Below are 14674 nucleotides of genomic sequence, written 5' to 3'. Positions count from 1 at the left end.
GGTTGCCCGGGCCGGAAATCCGGTTACCGGGCTGCGGATGGCAGACTCGACGGGGTGAGCGACGTGGCCGCATCGTCGGTGGATGGTGAGCTGGAGAGCCTGAGCCTGGTGGAGTTGGCGGTGCGGCGGCTGCGTCGCGAGATCCTCAGCGGCAAGACCGACCCGGGGGAACGACTCGTCGAGGAGCATCTGACCCGCCGGCTGGGCATCAGCCGGGCACCGCTGCGTGAGGCGCTACGGCTCCTCGCCGAGCAGGGCCTGGTGGAGCACGTGCCCCGGCGTGGCGTGCGGGTGGCGACCTTGTCCGACCGCGACGTTCAGGAGCTGTACGTTGTGCGCGACCTCCTGGAGCGGCACGCGGTGGAGTCGGTGCTGCCGGTGCGCCGGGATACCGCCCTCGGTGGCCTGCGGGCTGCGGTCGACCAGATGCGGCTGGCAACCACGGTCGGTGACCGGCTGCGAGTCGCCGAGGCGCATCGGCGGTTCCACGTCGAGCTGGTCGCCCTGGCCGGTAACCGGCAGCTCACCGGGGTTTACGAGTCGGTGCTGTTGAAGCTCCAGCTGTACATGGCGATCAACCTACGGCGGGAGGCGGAGGTGGCGCAGCCGGTCGACGGGGTGCACCGGCACGAGCGGCTGCTGGCCGCGATTGAAGCCGGGAATCCGGCCGAGGTGCACCGGGAGTTGGCCGAGCACGGTGCCCGTACCTACCGGCGCTCCGACGGCTCAAGCCGAACACCAGATACCTGATCCGGGGTCGGAAAGGTATCTGGTGTTCGGCTCGTTGGGGCGTGCAGTTGATCAGTGGCGGCGGTGGCTGTCCAGCCGCCGATCAGCCGTACGTCTCGTCAGGCGTACGTCTCGAACTCGGCGATCTGCGGCGTGCCGGAGGCGCCGGTGATCTCGAAGCTGATCTTGCGCAGCGTGGTCGAGGAGAAGTTGATCACGCCGGCACCGCTGCCGGAGGCGAGGGTGGCACCGGTCTCGTGGTCGTACAGCCGCCACGAACCGATGGCACCTGCGGCACCCGACGCCTCCCGGATGTTGACCGAGGAGACGGTGGTGTCAGCGTCCCACTTGATCGAGATTCGACCGGTGGTGCCGCTCGGCGACCAGTAGGTGCCCATGTCGCCGTCCCGTACGTCGCCGTAACTGGTGCCGCTGCCCTTGCTCGAGCCGTCCGATCCGGCGCCGATGCTCAGGTTGGTGCCACCGGGCTGGGTCGGGGTCGAGGTCGGCTGCGGCGCCGTCGGGCTCGGGGTCGGGCTGGGGCCGGTGCCACCGGAGACCTGCAGGTAGTCGATGTTGCTCAGGCCCTCACCGGTGGCGGCCACCAGCCGAATCGTATTGGTGCCGCTGTTGAGCCCAACGGAGACCGAGACGTTCGAGTAGCTGGTCCACCCGCCGGTCGGGTTGAACGCGACCCCTTGTTGCACGGTCGAGCCGTTGACGACCAGGTTCGCCGGCCGGTTGCCCGAGCCACCGTTGGCGTGCCGGATAGTCAGGTTCGTCGTGCCGCCACTGGAGCTGACCAGGAACTGCGACGCCGCACCCGAGGTGTTCTCCGTGTTGCAGTACCCGCTGCCGGAGTAGCCGGAGTGCTCCGACTCGATCTCACCGTCACACGAGGCCGGCGAGTACTCCGCCTCGTAGCGTCCGTCCGGGCCGGGCGTCGGAGGCACGGTCGGCGTGGGGCTCGGCGGGTTCGACGGCGGCGGCGAGGTCGGCGAGCAGCTGCCGTCCGAGACGCGGTTGCCCTTGTTGGCGCCGGAGATCTGCCGGAGCATGTTCGGCACGCAGCTGGCTCCGTCGAGTGTGTAGGAGTACGGGATGCTCACGCTCGTGTTCGAGGTGGGGTTGGGGCCGGCCGGCTGGTTGTCGCCGCTGCGGCTGGACCAGTCGATGTTGTCGTAGATGTTGCCGCTGACCTGCCAGTAGCCGGCCTCGCTGGTGTAGAACGTGCCCAGGACGTCGTTCGAGTCCTGGAAGTAGTTGTTCTCCACCTTGGCGCGTCCGCCGGCTCGCGAGTTGATGCCGGACTTCTCGATGTCCGTGTAGTGGTTGTTGTAGATGTGTGCGATGCCACCACGCAGCAGCGGAGTACGGGAGTCGATGTTTTCGTACACGTTGTGGTGGAACGTCACGTATCCGTTGGACGTGTCGCTCTCGCTGGAGCCGATCAGACCACCGCGGCCGGAGTTGCGCAGGATGCTGTACGACAGGGTGACGTACTGCGTGTTGTTCTTCATGTCGAACAGGCCGTCGTAGCCCTCCGACTCGCCGCCCGAGGCTTCCAGCGTCACGTGGTCGACCCAGACGTTGCGGACGTCGGCCTCCATGCCGATGGCGTCACCACCGTTTGAGGTCGGCGAGCCCGACTTCTTCACGTTGCGGACGGTGACGTTCTGGATGATGATGTTGCTCGCCTCGCGGATGTGGATGCCGAGCTGGTCGAAGACCGCGCCGCTGCCCACCCCGATGATCGAGACGTTGCTGATCTGCTTGAGCTCGATCTTGTCGTCGGCGGTGTTGCAGCTGTCGCCCGACACCTTGCTGGTGTTGCCGTGGTTGATCGTCCCCTGGACCTCGATGATGATCGGGGTGCTGCTGCTGGAACGGTTGCACAGCGCGGAGTGGATGCCGGTGCCGGAGCTGACCCGCACCGTCTGGCCGCCCGCCCCGCCGGTGGTCCCACCGTTACGAGTGGCGAACCCGGTGGCGCTGCCGGTCGCCGCCGAGGCCTGGGGAATCGCCAGGGCCACGCCGACCGTTCCGGCTACGGCTGTGATGGCCAGTCCTGCGAGAAGTCGCAGTCCGACTGGTCGTCTCATAGTCTCGTCTCGCCTTCGTCTTGGAGTTGCTGATGGATCGTCTCGACTGCTGGAGGACGCGTGCCGTCCGGCGCAACCGGTACGGCACTGGTCGCAGCCCGTGGTCAACCCGCCGGTGGCGCCGATGTGACCGTTGCCCGGCCGTCAGATGACGGCCATCGGCCATCGATGGCGGCAGCCGGGGCGGGGACGCCTCGACCCAGGTGCGGTGTTCTTGGTGATGTGGACGAGTCGGCGGCTCATCGGGCCCCGGACGCGTGGCCGTCAGCGCTGAGGGCGCGAGGTCACCCGGACCGTCCTCACGTCCCCGCCGCCGGTGTGCTGCAGCACACCTTGCCCTAACTTCGGAAAGCGCTTTCCCCGAAGGATAGGTCGACGTCCATCAACTTGCAAGATCCTAGCCGGATTGTGGCTAAATGCCGTCTTGGGGCACCCTCAGCCGGTGGCTCGGGCGCCGCGGGCGGCGTCGAGTCGCTGACGGGCCCCGTCCAGCCAGCGCTGACAGGCGGCCGCCAACTGTTCGCCGCGCTCCCACAGCGCCAGTGACTCCTCCAAGGTGGTGCCGCCGGACTCCAGTCGCTCCACCACCGAGGCCAGCTCGGCGCGGGCCTGCTCGTAGCTCAGCGAGTCCGCCGCCAGCGGCCCGCCCGCCGGCTCGGTCGCCGGAACCTTCGTTGACGCGGTCGCCGTGCCGCGGTCAGCGGCCTTCTTCGTGGTCACCTGATGCCTCACTCACTCGGGTCTGGCGGCGACGGCCGGCAGCTCACCGCCGGCCAGTCGCAGCCGCAGCGGATCGCCGGCGGCGACGTCGTCGGGGGAGCGGACCACCGCGCCGACGGCGTCCTGCACGATCGCGTACCCCCGGTCGAGGGTCGCGGCCGGTGACAGCGCGCGCAGCCGGGCCAGGGTGTGCCCCAGCTCGGCGGTGCCGGCGGACAGCCGGTGCGCCAGGCAGCGGGTGGCCCGGTCTCGCAACACGTCGACCTCGTCGGCCCGCCCGTCCAGCAGCGCCTGCGGGCGGGCCAGCACCGGCCGGGACCGGACCATCTCCAGCCGGTGCGTCTCCCGGTCGATCAGGCCGGTCACCGCCCGGTCCAGCCGGTGCCGGGCCAGAGCGATCAGCCGCAGCTCCTCGGCCAGATCGGGCACCAGCCGTTTGCCCGCGTCGGTCGGCGTGGACGCCCGTACGTCGGCCACGTAGTCGAGCAGCGGCGCGTCGGTCTCGTGACCGACGGCGCTGACCACCGGGGTACGGCAGCCGAACACCGCCCGGCACAGCGCCTCGTCGGAGAACGGCAGCAGATCCTCGACGCTGCCGCCGCCCCGGGCGATGACGATCACGTCGATCGACGGATCGGCGTCGAGCACCGCCAGCGCGTCGAGCATCTGCGGCACCGCGCCGGACCCCTGCACCGCCACGTTGACCACCCGGAAGTCGACCGCCGGCCAGCGTCGGCGGGCGTTGGTCAGCACGTCCCGTTCGGCCGCCGACGCCCGGCCGGTGATCAGCCCGATCCGCTTCGGCAGGAACGGCGGGCGGCGCTTGCGGGCCCGGTCGAACAATCCCTCGGCGGCCAGCAGCTTCTTCAGCTTTTCCAGCCGGGCCAGCAGCTCACCGAGGCCGACCTGGCGGATCTCGTCGGCGCGCAGGCTGAGCGTGCCCCGGGCCGGATAGAACTCCGGCTTGGCGCGCAGCACCACCCGGGCTCCGTCAATCAGCTCCGGCGCGCCGAGGTCGAGCACGTCACGGTTGGTGGTGACGGTCAGGCTGAGATCGGCCGACGGGTCACGCAGGGTCAGGAACACGGTGGTCGCGCCGGGCCGCCGGCTGATTTGCGCGACCTGCCCGTCGACCCACACCCAGCCGAGCCGGCCGATCCAGGCGCTGATCTTCTGGCTGACCACCCGAACCGGCCACGGCTCGTCCGCGCTGCTGCGCGGCGTCGTGTCGGTGTCGGTCACCCGGCAAGGGTACGGGCGGGCGGTGACACCATCGCCGCTCGCCCCGCCGGTCGGCGAATGCCGGTCGGCCCCCGTCCGGTCCCGCCGGTCGGCCACGCTGCCGTCGTGGTCGACGGCACGTAGACTCGGCCGGGTGAGCGAGCCTGACGCGAAACCGGTCCACCGCAAGCGGGTGCTGCTGGCCAACCCCCGTGGCTACTGTGCTGGCGTCGACCGCGCGGTGCAGACCGTGGAGGAGGCGCTGAGGCTGTACGGCGCCCCGGTCTACGTACGCAAGCAGATCGTGCACAACAAGCATGTGGTCTCGACCCTGGAGGCCAAGGGCGCGATCTTTGTCGAGGAGAACGAGGAGGTCCCGCGCGGCTCGACCGTGGTCTTCTCGGCACACGGCGTCGCCCCCGAGGTGCACCGGCAGGCGAAGGCCCGGTCGTTGAAGGCGATCGACGCCACCTGCCCGCTGGTGACCAAGGTCCACCAGGAGGCCCGCCGGTACGCCGCGCAGGACTACGACATCCTGCTGATCGGCCACGAGGGCCACGAGGAGGTGGTCGGCACCTCCGGCGAGGCCCCGGCGCACATCCAGCTGGTCGACGGCCCGGACGACGCCGACAAGATCACCGTACGGGACCCGGAGAAGGTGGTCTGGCTGTCGCAGACCACCTTGTCGGTCGACGAGACCATGGAGACGGTCGCCCGTCTCAAGCGACGGCTGCCGATGCTGCAGTCGCCGCCGACTGACGACATCTGCTACGCAACCCAGAACCGCCAGCAGGTGGTCAAGCAGATCGGGGCCGAGTGCGACGTGGTGCTGGTGGTGGGTTCCCGTAACTCGTCCAACTCGGTGCGGCTGGTCGAGGTGGCGATCGACGCCGGGGCCCGCGCCGGCTACCTGATCGACTTCGCCCACGAGATCGACGACGCCTGGCTGGCCGACGCGACCACCGTCGGGCTGACCTCCGGTGCCAGCGTTCCCGACGAACTGGTGCACCAGGTGGTCGACCACCTCGCCGCACGGGGTTTCACCGACGTCGAGCAGGTCACCACGGTCGAGGAGACGATCACCTTCTCGCTGCCGTCGGAGCTGCGTCGGGACATGAAGGCAGCCGCAGCGGGAACGGGCGTCCCGGCCACCGCGTCCTAGCCGGTATGAGAGTCACTCGGATCGGCGTACCCCTGTTGCTGACCTGCCTGGCGCTGCCGGCGTGCGGCACCGGTGAACCCATGACCGAGCCCGACCCCGACCCGGTGCCGACCGTGACGGTCGCGCCGTCCACGCCGCCGGCAGCCGAATCACCGAGCGGAGGTGCCACGGTGAGCACAGCACCGCAGACCCCCGGACCGCCTGAAGACCTGCCCACCTCGGCGCGAGGGGGCACCCCGGGAGCGGGAAAGTCGACCGGGTCGTCGCGGCCGATGACCCTGACCGGCGCCGTCGAGGCCGGGGTGGAGCACGACTGCTACCTGCTCGACGGCTATCTGCTGGTCGGCGGCTCGCGTGACCTGATCCGTCCGGGTGCCCGGCTGAGCGTCACCGGTCACGTCCAGGCCGACCTGATGACCACCTGCCAGCAGGGCACCCCGTTCATGGTGCAGCGGGTCGAGCCCGCCTGACCGGCGGCGCGACCACCGACCCTGACCTGCGCCGAGCGGCGCCCTGGTGCCTGCGTCGGTGCCCGTAGGACACAGCGAGGGGCCCACCCCGACTCGGGGTGGGCCCCTCTACCGTCGTACGGCCGAGCCGAAGGTCAGCTCACCGAGCTGACCGAGACCCCGCCGCGGCCGACGACCGCACCCTGTTCGGTGACGACGAGCATCTCACCGAACAGCTCCCGGCCCGCCTCCGGAGTGGCGTCCACCGTGACGCTGCCGCTGAGCGTGGCGCTGGCGCCGTTGGCCAGCTCCGTCGAGCCCGACTCGACCGAGATGGCGCCCAAACCGGTCGAGTAGAACACGTCCAGGTAGTCGTACTCGGTGCTGCCGGCCGGCACCGAGTACCCGTCGACCTCGATGTCGTAGACACCGGGTGCCGGGTTGTCGATCGTCACGGCCTCTTCGGAGTCGCCGTCGGCGGTGTAGTCGATCAGCGAACCGTTCCGGTAGACGAACAGGTCCAGGTCGGCGCTGAGATCGCTGGTGTTGCCGATCTTCGCGAACAACCGGGTTGCCCCGGCCGGGACCGTCACCTGGAAGGTCTGCACCTCCAGGTCGGCGATCGTCGGTCGGTCGCTGTTCGCCGAGCCGAGCGAGCCGCCCTGCCCGGAGACCGTGACCGGGCCGAAGGTGTTCTCCACCGTCCAGCTGAGCGGAGTTGGCTCACCGAGGGTGATGTCCTCAAGCACCGTGTTGGCCGGGTCGACAGTGACGCCCTGCACCTGGGCGGTCAGTTCAAACGGGTTCTGCAGCATCGGCGAGGTCCGCCGCGACTCCACCTCGATCTCCCAGACCCCCGGCAGCGGGTTCTGGTAGTCCCGCTCCTCCGGCTTGCACAGGCTCGGGTCGGAGAAGTTGGTGTAGCAGCGCAGACTGCTGGAGCTCTCCAGCGGTACGCCGTACGGGTCGATCGCGATGAACCGGGTCTGCGATCCGTCCGCGATGCCCGACAGGCTGACCTGCAGCGCCGTCGCACCTTCGGGCACCGTGACGAAGAACGACGTGTACGCGTTACGCGTCACCTTGCCGGAGGTGTTGAACTCGTACTCCGGGCTGGTCATCGCGGTCGATGCCACCACCGTGTTCATGATCTCGAAGTCGACCGTGGCGGTGAACGGGTTGTCCACCCGGAGGATGGCGCTGTGCACACCGGCGTCCGGCGTGGCCCGCACGTTGAACGTGACGGCCTCGTTCAGCGGCAGCACCACCTGGCCGGGGGCGGCGAAGGTGCCGTCGTTGCCGACCCACTTGAGCTTGTGCAGCAGGTCGACGTCCGGGCCGCTGGTCCGGGTGATGGTGACCGGGTAGGACTTGAACTGGCCCGGCCGGTGACCACCGGCGTCGGCGGCGCACCGGTTGTAGACGCCGGTGCCCTCGTGCGGGGTGGCCAGGTACTCCGAGATCGGCGTGCAGACCGGGGCGCTGACGTCGTAGCCGTTGACCTCGATACCCTCGCGCAGCAGCTTCCAGGTGTCGGCCACGTGCAGCATGCCGTTGCCCTGCTCGTGGGCGGAGGCACCGTTGATCCAGCGGGCACCGCTGTACAGCGCCCGACGCAGCTGCATCGGGGTGACGTCGAGGTCCTTGGCCTTGACGCCCGACATCAGCAGGGCAACCGCGCCGGTGGCCTGCGGGGCGGCCATCGACGTGCCGTTGTACATGGCGTAGCCGGGCGGCAGCGGGTAGCCGGCCTCAGGGACCGGGCCGCCCTCCTCCCAGCCGGCGACGGTGGAGATGGCCGCGCCGGGGGCGCTGATGCTCGGCTTGAACCCGCCGTCCTCACGCGGACCGCGCGACGAGAACGGGAACAGCGAGTTGCGGGTGCGTACCTCGGAGCCGTAGTTGGCCAGCCAGGTGTCCCGGCTCACGCTCGCGGCAACACTAACCACGCTGGACGCCACCGACGGGTCACCGATGGTGTTGGTGCCCGGGCCGGAGTTGCCGGCCGAGATGAACATCTGCACGCCGTACACGTCGATCAGAATGTTGTACAGCTCCGCGCGGGCGTTGTTGCCGTCGTTGAGCGCCGGCAGACCACCGATCGACATGTTGATGATGTCGACGCCCCGGTTGATGACCAGGTCGATCATGCCGTCGGTCAACGCGGCGGCGGTGCAGCCGCCAGCGAAGGTGCAGGCCCGCGAGGAGACCAGCTTGGCGCCGGGCGCGGCGCCGTCGAAGTTCTCGTTGCCCAGCATGTCGTTGGCGGCCACGATGCCCGCCACGTGGGTGCCGTGCGACGACGAGATCAGGCCGATGTTGACGTAGTCGATCAGGCCGGGACCACCGACCGGAGTGGTGTCGACGTCGGTACGGAACTCGACGACGAACGGCACCTGCTCGGCAATCGGGGTCGCCGGGTCGTCCGTGCCGAAGTGCCCGATGTCGAAGTTCTCCTGGTACGGACGCATCACCGGCTCGTCGGTGAAGTCGAAGTCCTGGTCGACGTCGACCCGTACGTCGTTGGTGGCCGGGTCGTACAGCACGCCGAATCGGTCGCTGGTGTCGCCGTCGCGGTTGACGTCACCGTCGGCCGCCCCGCCGGCGGTGATCGACTCCGAGAACAGGTTGATCATGTAGTCGCCGGCCGGCGCGGACCAGCTGACCCCGGCGTAGCTGAAGCTCGGGCCGCTCACACCGGTGAGCATCGGCCGCCAGGTGCCGTCGTTCTCGTACAGTGGGTCGATCGGGGTGACCCAGTCGATGACCTTCCGCTCCCCGGTGGTGGTGGTCTGCAACGCGGGGTGGTCCAGGTCGATCCCGGAGTCCATGATACCGACGACGACGTTGCGGCCGTCCCAGCGCGGGTGGCTCTTCTTGAACGAGACCGCGCCGGTTTCGCCGGTCGGCATGTAGGGGTTGACCGCGCCGGTGTCCGGCCCCGGGCCGGTAGTCGCGCTCGCCACGGAGGAAGCCGCCGCCATGCTCTCCGGCACCGGGTCCGGCATCGGGATCGTCTCGTTGAGGTCGACTGCCGAGACCCCGGGCAGTTTCGACGCCGCGACGACGTTCTTGACCGGCACACGGGCCCGGACGTAGCCGACCTCGTCGACCTGGTTGCCGATCACGCCGCCGAGCTTCTTCAGCTCGGCCGCGACCTTCGGTGCCTGGCCCTGCTCGGTGGCGACCAGCAAGGTGACGCTCTGCTCGCTCTTCGCCTCCGCCTCGGCGAGCAGGTCGAGATCGTGTGACCCCAACGTATCGGTAGGGGTGTCCTTCAGTACGTCGGCCTTGGTCGACGGGTTGGCGCTCGCGGTGGACGCACCACCCGCCAGCGTCACGGCACCGGCCACCATGACGGATGCCAGGAGCGCGGCAGAGGTTCGCCGTCTCCAGATGCGGGGTTTACTCACGTTCTCTTCCTCCGGAAGAACTGGGCCCTGTGGTGCAGGGCACGTGTGACCGCATCCTTTGTGTTCCGGTGGAGCGCTGTCACTACCTAGCCAAGCGTTGTGACCAGCCCGTGACATGCACTTCCCTGAATGGGTGGCGTGGTCGTAGTGAAATGCCTGCAATGAGTGATGTCTATTCGGGGTTTTCCCAGCTCAACCCGGTCCACTCGGGACGTGTCCGATGCGCCCGGTCATCGCCGGCCGACGGCGATTCCAGCTCTGGCGCCTGCACCTGACGGGGCGCCACTTCGACCTGTGGCGGGGGCGTCAGTTCAGTGCCGGAAACCCCGAGATCGGCGAGTTTGCGCGCACTGACCAAGACCCGCCCCTCCAGCGATCCCACCGCGCGGTTGTACGCGGTGACCGCACCTCCCAGCGCGTTACCCAGCTTGGTGACATGCTCGCCCAGCGTGGCCAGCCGCCCGTACAGTTCGCGGGCCAGTCCGTGCACCGCCACCGCGTTACGGGCCAGCGCCTCCTGCCGCCACGAGTACGCCACGGTGCGCAGCAACGCCACCAGCGTCGCCGGGGTGGCCAGTACGATGTCCCGGCTGAACGCGTGCTCCAGCAGAGCCGGGTCGCGCTGCAACGCGGCGTCCAGGAACGAATCGGCCGGCACGAACAGCACCACGAACTCCGGCGTCTGATCAAACGCGGACCAGTACTGTTTCGCAGCGAGTGCGTCCACATGGGTCCGCAGCTGCCGGGCGTGACTGTCCAGGTGCTGGTCCCGGCTGCGCTCCTCGCGGGCCTCCATTGCAGACAGATAGCCGTCGAACGGCGCCTTGGCGTCGACCACCACGCTGCGTCCGCCGTGCAGCCGTACCACGAGGTCCGGGCGGACCGTCTGTTGCTCGGTCCGCGCTGTCACCTGCTCGGCGAAGTCGCAGTGCTCCAGCATCCCGGCCGCCTCGACGATGCGCCGCAGCTGGTGCTCACCCCACCTGCCACGTACCTGGGGCGCGCGCAGCGCCGCGACCAGTTGTTTGGTCTCGGTACGCAGTTCAGCGGAGACTCCACCCATCGCCCGGACCTGCTCGCGCAGCTCGGCATACGCGTCGACCCGGTCATGCTCCAGCTCGGCCACCCGCTGCTCGTAGCGGCGCAGCGCGTCGTGCAGCGGTGCCACCGCACGCGCCACCGCCTCCTGCGACTGGGCGGTCGCCTCGTACGACAGCGCCCGCATCGACTGCTCCAACCGGCCCTCGCCGTCGCGGGTGGCGCGCAGCGTCGCGTCCAGCCGGGCGATCTCGGCCGCCGACCGGGCCCGGGCGGCCAGCCAGCCGAGCGCCGCGCCGCAACCGAGACAGACGACCACCACCACTACCGTCGCGACATCCACGCCGGAAAGCATGTCAAACAGGTACGCCGCCCGCCCGCCGGCGCCCGGCACCGTCCGTCGTTGTGGCTGGTGGTGGATCAGGGCGGCTACCGTCGTAGCCATGGAACTTCTTCTGCTCCTGGTCTTGGTGGCGTTGTTCGCCGGCGGCCTGCTGTGGTGGCGGGGGGAAAGCGCCGCCCGCAAGGAGCGGGCGCTGGCCGACGCCCGGGCCGAGGCACAGCGCTGGTACGAGCGGCTCGGCGGCCAGGTGATGAACCTGCACGGCGACCAGCCGGCGGTCCGGCAGTCGCTGCTCGACGCCGGCGAGCGCTATACCGCGGCCGGGTCACAGCTGGAGCAGGCCCGCAGCGTCAAGCAGTTCGAGCTGGCCCGGGAGACCGCCCTGGAGGGCCTGGCCTACGTCCGGGCGGCCCGGGTGGCGCTCGGCATCGACCCCGGCCCCGAGCTGCCCCCGCTGGCCGCCGCCCGGGGCGCCGGGCAGCTCACCAAGGAACGTGAGGTCGACGTCCAGGGGCAAACCTTCCGGGCCGGGCCCAACCCGGGCCCGCAGACGCCGCACTACTACCCGGGCGGCTACCACCAGGGCCGGCCGGTGCCGGCCGGCTGGTACTCCCAACCGCTGTGGAAGCCGGCGCTGGCCGGGGCGGCCGGTGCGATCGGCGGCATGCTGGTCTTCAGCGCGTTGTTCTCTCCGGCGTTCGGCGACCCCGGCTACGACGCCGGGTACGCCGCCGGCTTGGAGGACGGCGGCGGTGACGAGGACTTCACCGGCGGCGAGGACTTCTCCGGTGGCGGCGACTTCGGTGGCGGCGACTTCGGCGGTGGGGATTTCGGCGGTGGGGATTTCGGCGGGTTCGGGGATTTCTGACCTTCGGAAGTAGGGCTACCCGGATGGTCCGCCGACCGGTGAGCGGGCAGGCTCGTCACCGTGGACACCAAGCGACAGATTCAACGCGGCTGGCTCGCCGGTCTCGGCGCGGCGGCTCTGGCCACCGGGGCGGTGACCGCCGCCGCCCAGTCGTCCGGGCGGTTCCACTGGTGGGCCGGGTTCATCCTGCTACCCGGGGCGTTGATCGCCGCCGCCGGTGGCCCGCTACTGGCCCGCGGTGGCGGCCGGGCCTTCGGTGGGTACGTCATCGCCGGCATCGGCGCGATCGTCTTCACCGTGGGTGCGCTGCTCATGCTGGGACTGATGGGTGACGGCTGGCCGTTGCTCGTCGTGCTGTCCTGCCTGGCGGTGGCCGGCACCTACCGCTGGCGTCCGGATCATCCGCTCGCCCGAGGGCTGCACCGCACCGTTGCCCTGCTGGCCGTCACCGGCGCCGGGGTCGGCGTCACCCTCGGACTGATCGTGACCGGTCTGGTCGACTTCGGCGCCACCGGCTGGTGGGGCGGTTTCATGATGCTCGCTGCCGCCGTGGTGTTCGCCAACGCACTCGAACTCGGCCGGCACCGGATGCCGTACCGGCTGCAGGCGGTGACGCTGCTCGCCGGGCCGTCGGTGGTGGCCTTCCTGCTCGGCCTGCGCTTCCTGCGTGGCTGGTGACGGCAAGCGGCGGTGACCATCAGCCGGCGAACGGATCCGAGGGAACGGATCCGACACGGTCAGCCGGCCTGGACCGGCACCCAGTCGGCGTACTTCGCGGTCCGCCCGTCACCGGACGAGCGGCCGCGCAGCCGGCGGTGTACCCAGGGCACCACGAACTCCCGGTAGTAGCGGGCCTCGGCGAGCAGGCCGCGTCGGCCGACCGGTGCCGGGTCGACCACGTGCGCCTCGGTCGGGTGGCCCAGCCCGTCCAGCACCAGGCTGGCGACTCGGCGGTGGCCGGCCGAGTTGAGGTGCAGGCGGTCGGGTGACCAGTACTGTTCGCGGCGGATCTCCATGTCGCCGAACACGTCGATGAAGTCGAGGCCGTGCCGGGCGGCGAGTTCGGCGGTGGCTGCGGTCAGCGCCAGCCCGCGTCGCCGCATCGTTGCGCCGAACGGCAGCCGGGCGCTCGGGTCGCCGCCGCTGAGCAGCACCAGCCGTACGCCGGCGTCGGCGCAGCGGCGTACCGCGTCCTCGGTCAGCGCGACCAGCCGGCCCAGATCCGTGCCGGCGCGCATCATGTCGTTGCCGCCGCCGTTGAGTGTGATCATCGTCGGGAGTGGGGACAGCGACAACGCCCGGTCGAGCTGCTCGGTGACTATCGGTTCCAGCAGCCGTCCCCGGATCGCCAGGTTGGCGTACTGCACAGGGCCGCCGTTCGCGGCGGCGAGGCCGGCGGCGACCAGATCAGCCCAGCCGCGTACGGCGCCGTCCGGTAGTTCGTCGCCGAGCCCTTCGGTGAAACTGTCCCCGATCGCCACATACCGCACCCGCGACCTCCCCGTCCCGCATGACCAGCGGCACCAAGTTACCTCCCGGTACCGACTGGTGCTGTGACGCGGATCCCGCTCTGACGGTTGGCGGGCAGTGCTTCCTGGCCGGGCAGCCCGTCCGGGGCCAGTTGAGTGAGCTTAGGGGATCAACCTGTGGGCACGTCCGACGAACGGCGGAAGTGGATCCGTTCAGCGGACGCCGTCCCGTCTGGCCGGCCACGCCGCGTCGGACATGGGTGTCGTGTGAGCTGGACCTCTGGTAGTTTTGCACGACTTGCCCTATTTATTGTCGTTCTCGTTTGTGACGGATGGGCACACCGGCCTGTCCGGCTCACGCAGAAGACGAGACGGGGGAAAAGTGCAGTCAACGTTGAAACGGGTGGCCAGCGTCTCGCTGGCCGCGCTACTTGGCACCGCTGGCGGGTTGGCGGTGACGGCCGCACCCGCCTACGCAGCTCCCGGAGACGCGCATGCGAGGGGGGTGATCGTCGACCTCTCGGCTGAGGTCCTCGGGATTCCGGTGATCGAGGCCAGTGCGGTGATCGGGTCGGTGGACGCCCCACCCGCCGGCGGCACCGACACCGAGACCCTGCTCGACATCACCCTGCCGGGAGCCATCGGCGTCGCCGCCGACGGCACCGTCCTGGAGGTCAGCGCCACCAGGGGCCCGATCTCGTCGTCCGCCTCGTCCTCGGTCGCCGACGTGTCGTTGGACATCCTCGGCGTGAACGTGCTGACCGCATCGGCCGTCGAGGCCGCAGTCAGCTGCCCCTTCGTCGGTCCGCAGACTGCCGACACGACGTTGACCGGGCTTACCGTGTTCGGCCTGGCGGAGGTCCTGATCCCGAACGGGCCGAGCCTTGACGTGAGCGCCGCGGTGACGGTGCCGGGTCTGGTCGGAGCGATGCTCGATGTCTCACTGTCGCGTATCGAGACCGTCACCGCCGACAGCGCGGCGGCGGCCACCATCGTGCTCACCGCCTCACTCTCGGGTCTGCTCCTCGGGTTCCCGGTGGTCATCCCGGTCGGTGAAGTCATCATCGCCGAGGCCACCTGTGAACGTCCGGCCGCACCGGCGCCGCCGACTGCGTCGTCGATTGATCCGGATTCTGGTCCGCAGTCTGGTGGTCAGACGG

The 14674-nt window shown here is 69.9% G+C and carries 12 protein-coding genes; 6 read left to right on the top strand and 6 right to left on the bottom strand.

Going from position 1 to position 14674, the window contains the following annotated elements; all coding sequences use genetic code 11:
- The first annotated feature begins 54 nt into the window (after positions 1 to 54).
- Positions 55 to 750: a GntR family transcriptional regulator gene (locus ACFHWS_RS16665; protein WP_416568509.1), complete on the top strand. Its 696-nt coding sequence runs from the start codon at positions 55 to 57 to the stop codon at positions 748 to 750.
- Positions 751 to 848: 98 nt separating this feature from the next.
- On the opposite strand, the gene ACFHWS_RS16660 is transcribed toward ACFHWS_RS16665, so the two are convergent.
- The 3 genes from ACFHWS_RS16660 to xseA all read right to left on the bottom strand — a co-directional run bounded on the left by ACFHWS_RS16660 (position 849) and on the right by xseA (position 4793).
- A complete protein-coding gene (locus ACFHWS_RS16660) occupies positions 849 to 2831 on the bottom strand; it encodes a carbohydrate-binding protein (protein ID WP_416568508.1) in 1983 nt (660 codons plus the stop codon).
- A 435-nt stretch (positions 2832 to 3266) separates the two neighbouring features.
- The gene (locus tag ACFHWS_RS16655; protein ID WP_416552367.1) at positions 3267 to 3470 is read right to left on the bottom strand and encodes an exodeoxyribonuclease VII small subunit; all 204 of its coding nucleotides are present in this window, start codon (positions 3468 to 3470) and stop codon (positions 3267 to 3269) included.
- Between the two features lie 93 nt (positions 3471 to 3563).
- The gene (gene xseA, locus ACFHWS_RS16650) at positions 3564 to 4793 is read right to left on the bottom strand and encodes an exodeoxyribonuclease VII large subunit (RefSeq protein ID WP_416568507.1); all 1230 of its coding nucleotides are present in this window, start codon (positions 4791 to 4793) and stop codon (positions 3564 to 3566) included.
- A 133-nt stretch (positions 4794 to 4926) separates the two neighbouring features.
- On the opposite strand from xseA, the gene ACFHWS_RS16645 reads away from it, so the two are divergent.
- Positions 4927 to 5934, top strand: a complete 1008-nt coding sequence (locus tag ACFHWS_RS16645; RefSeq protein ID WP_416552186.1) for a 4-hydroxy-3-methylbut-2-enyl diphosphate reductase — start codon at positions 4927 to 4929, stop codon at positions 5932 to 5934.
- A gap of 5 nt (positions 5935 to 5939) precedes the next feature.
- Positions 5940 to 6404: a hypothetical protein gene (locus tag ACFHWS_RS16640; RefSeq protein ID WP_416568506.1), complete on the top strand. Its 465-nt coding sequence runs from the start codon at positions 5940 to 5942 to the stop codon at positions 6402 to 6404.
- Between the two features lie 134 nt (positions 6405 to 6538).
- Here the strand turns inward: ACFHWS_RS16640 and ACFHWS_RS16635 are convergent, their stop codons facing one another.
- Positions 6539 to 9796: a S8 family serine peptidase gene (locus ACFHWS_RS16635; RefSeq protein ID WP_416552188.1), complete on the bottom strand. Its 3258-nt coding sequence runs from the start codon at positions 9794 to 9796 to the stop codon at positions 6539 to 6541.
- 172 nt (positions 9797 to 9968) lie between these two features.
- Positions 9969 to 11189 (bottom strand): DNA recombination protein RmuC, encoded by a 1221-nt coding sequence (locus ACFHWS_RS16630; RefSeq protein WP_416552368.1) that lies wholly within the window; start codon positions 11187 to 11189, stop codon positions 9969 to 9971.
- A gap of 88 nt (positions 11190 to 11277) precedes the next feature.
- Here ACFHWS_RS16630 and ACFHWS_RS16625 point away from each other — a divergent pair, with 88 nt between their 5' ends.
- Positions 11278 to 12045, top strand: a complete 768-nt coding sequence (locus tag ACFHWS_RS16625) for a hypothetical protein (protein ID WP_416552189.1) — start codon at positions 11278 to 11280, stop codon at positions 12043 to 12045.
- Between the two features lie 60 nt (positions 12046 to 12105).
- Entirely contained in the window at positions 12106 to 12723 is a 618-nt protein-coding gene (locus ACFHWS_RS16620) for a hypothetical protein (protein WP_416568505.1), read from the top strand.
- Positions 12724 to 12782: 59 nt separating this feature from the next.
- Here ACFHWS_RS16620 and ACFHWS_RS16615 read toward each other — a convergent pair whose 3' ends face one another.
- Positions 12783 to 13535 (bottom strand): SGNH/GDSL hydrolase family protein, encoded by a 753-nt coding sequence (locus ACFHWS_RS16615; protein ID WP_416568504.1) that lies wholly within the window; start codon positions 13533 to 13535, stop codon positions 12783 to 12785.
- 361 nt (positions 13536 to 13896) lie between these two features.
- Here ACFHWS_RS16615 and ACFHWS_RS16610 point away from each other — a divergent pair.
- Positions 13897 to 14674 (top strand): hypothetical protein (locus tag ACFHWS_RS16610; protein ID WP_416568503.1); only part of this gene is annotated, 778 nt, incomplete at its 3' end.

The organism is Micromonospora sp. LOL_013, from assembly GCF_048060315.1.
Classification (GTDB): Bacteria; Actinomycetota; Actinomycetes; order Mycobacteriales; family Micromonosporaceae; genus Micromonospora_E.
Note: the sequence above shows the minus strand (reverse complement) of the source record. Positions and strands in the feature narration are given on the sequence as shown.

Excerpts from the sequence above, each read along its gene's own strand:
- ACFHWS_RS16660 (WP_416568508.1), bottom strand. The coding sequence starts at position 2,831 with ATGAGACGACCAGTCGGACTGCGACTTCTCGCAGGACTGGCCATCACA.
- ACFHWS_RS16640 (WP_416568506.1), top strand. The coding sequence starts at position 5,940 with ATGAGAGTCACTCGGATCGGCGTACCCCTGTTGCTGACCTGCCTGGCG.
- ACFHWS_RS16630 (WP_416552368.1), bottom strand. The coding sequence starts at position 11,189 with ATGCTTTCCGGCGTGGATGTCGCGACGGTAGTGGTGGTGGTCGTCTGT.
- ACFHWS_RS16625 (WP_416552189.1), top strand. The coding sequence starts at position 11,278 with ATGGAACTTCTTCTGCTCCTGGTCTTGGTGGCGTTGTTCGCCGGCGGC.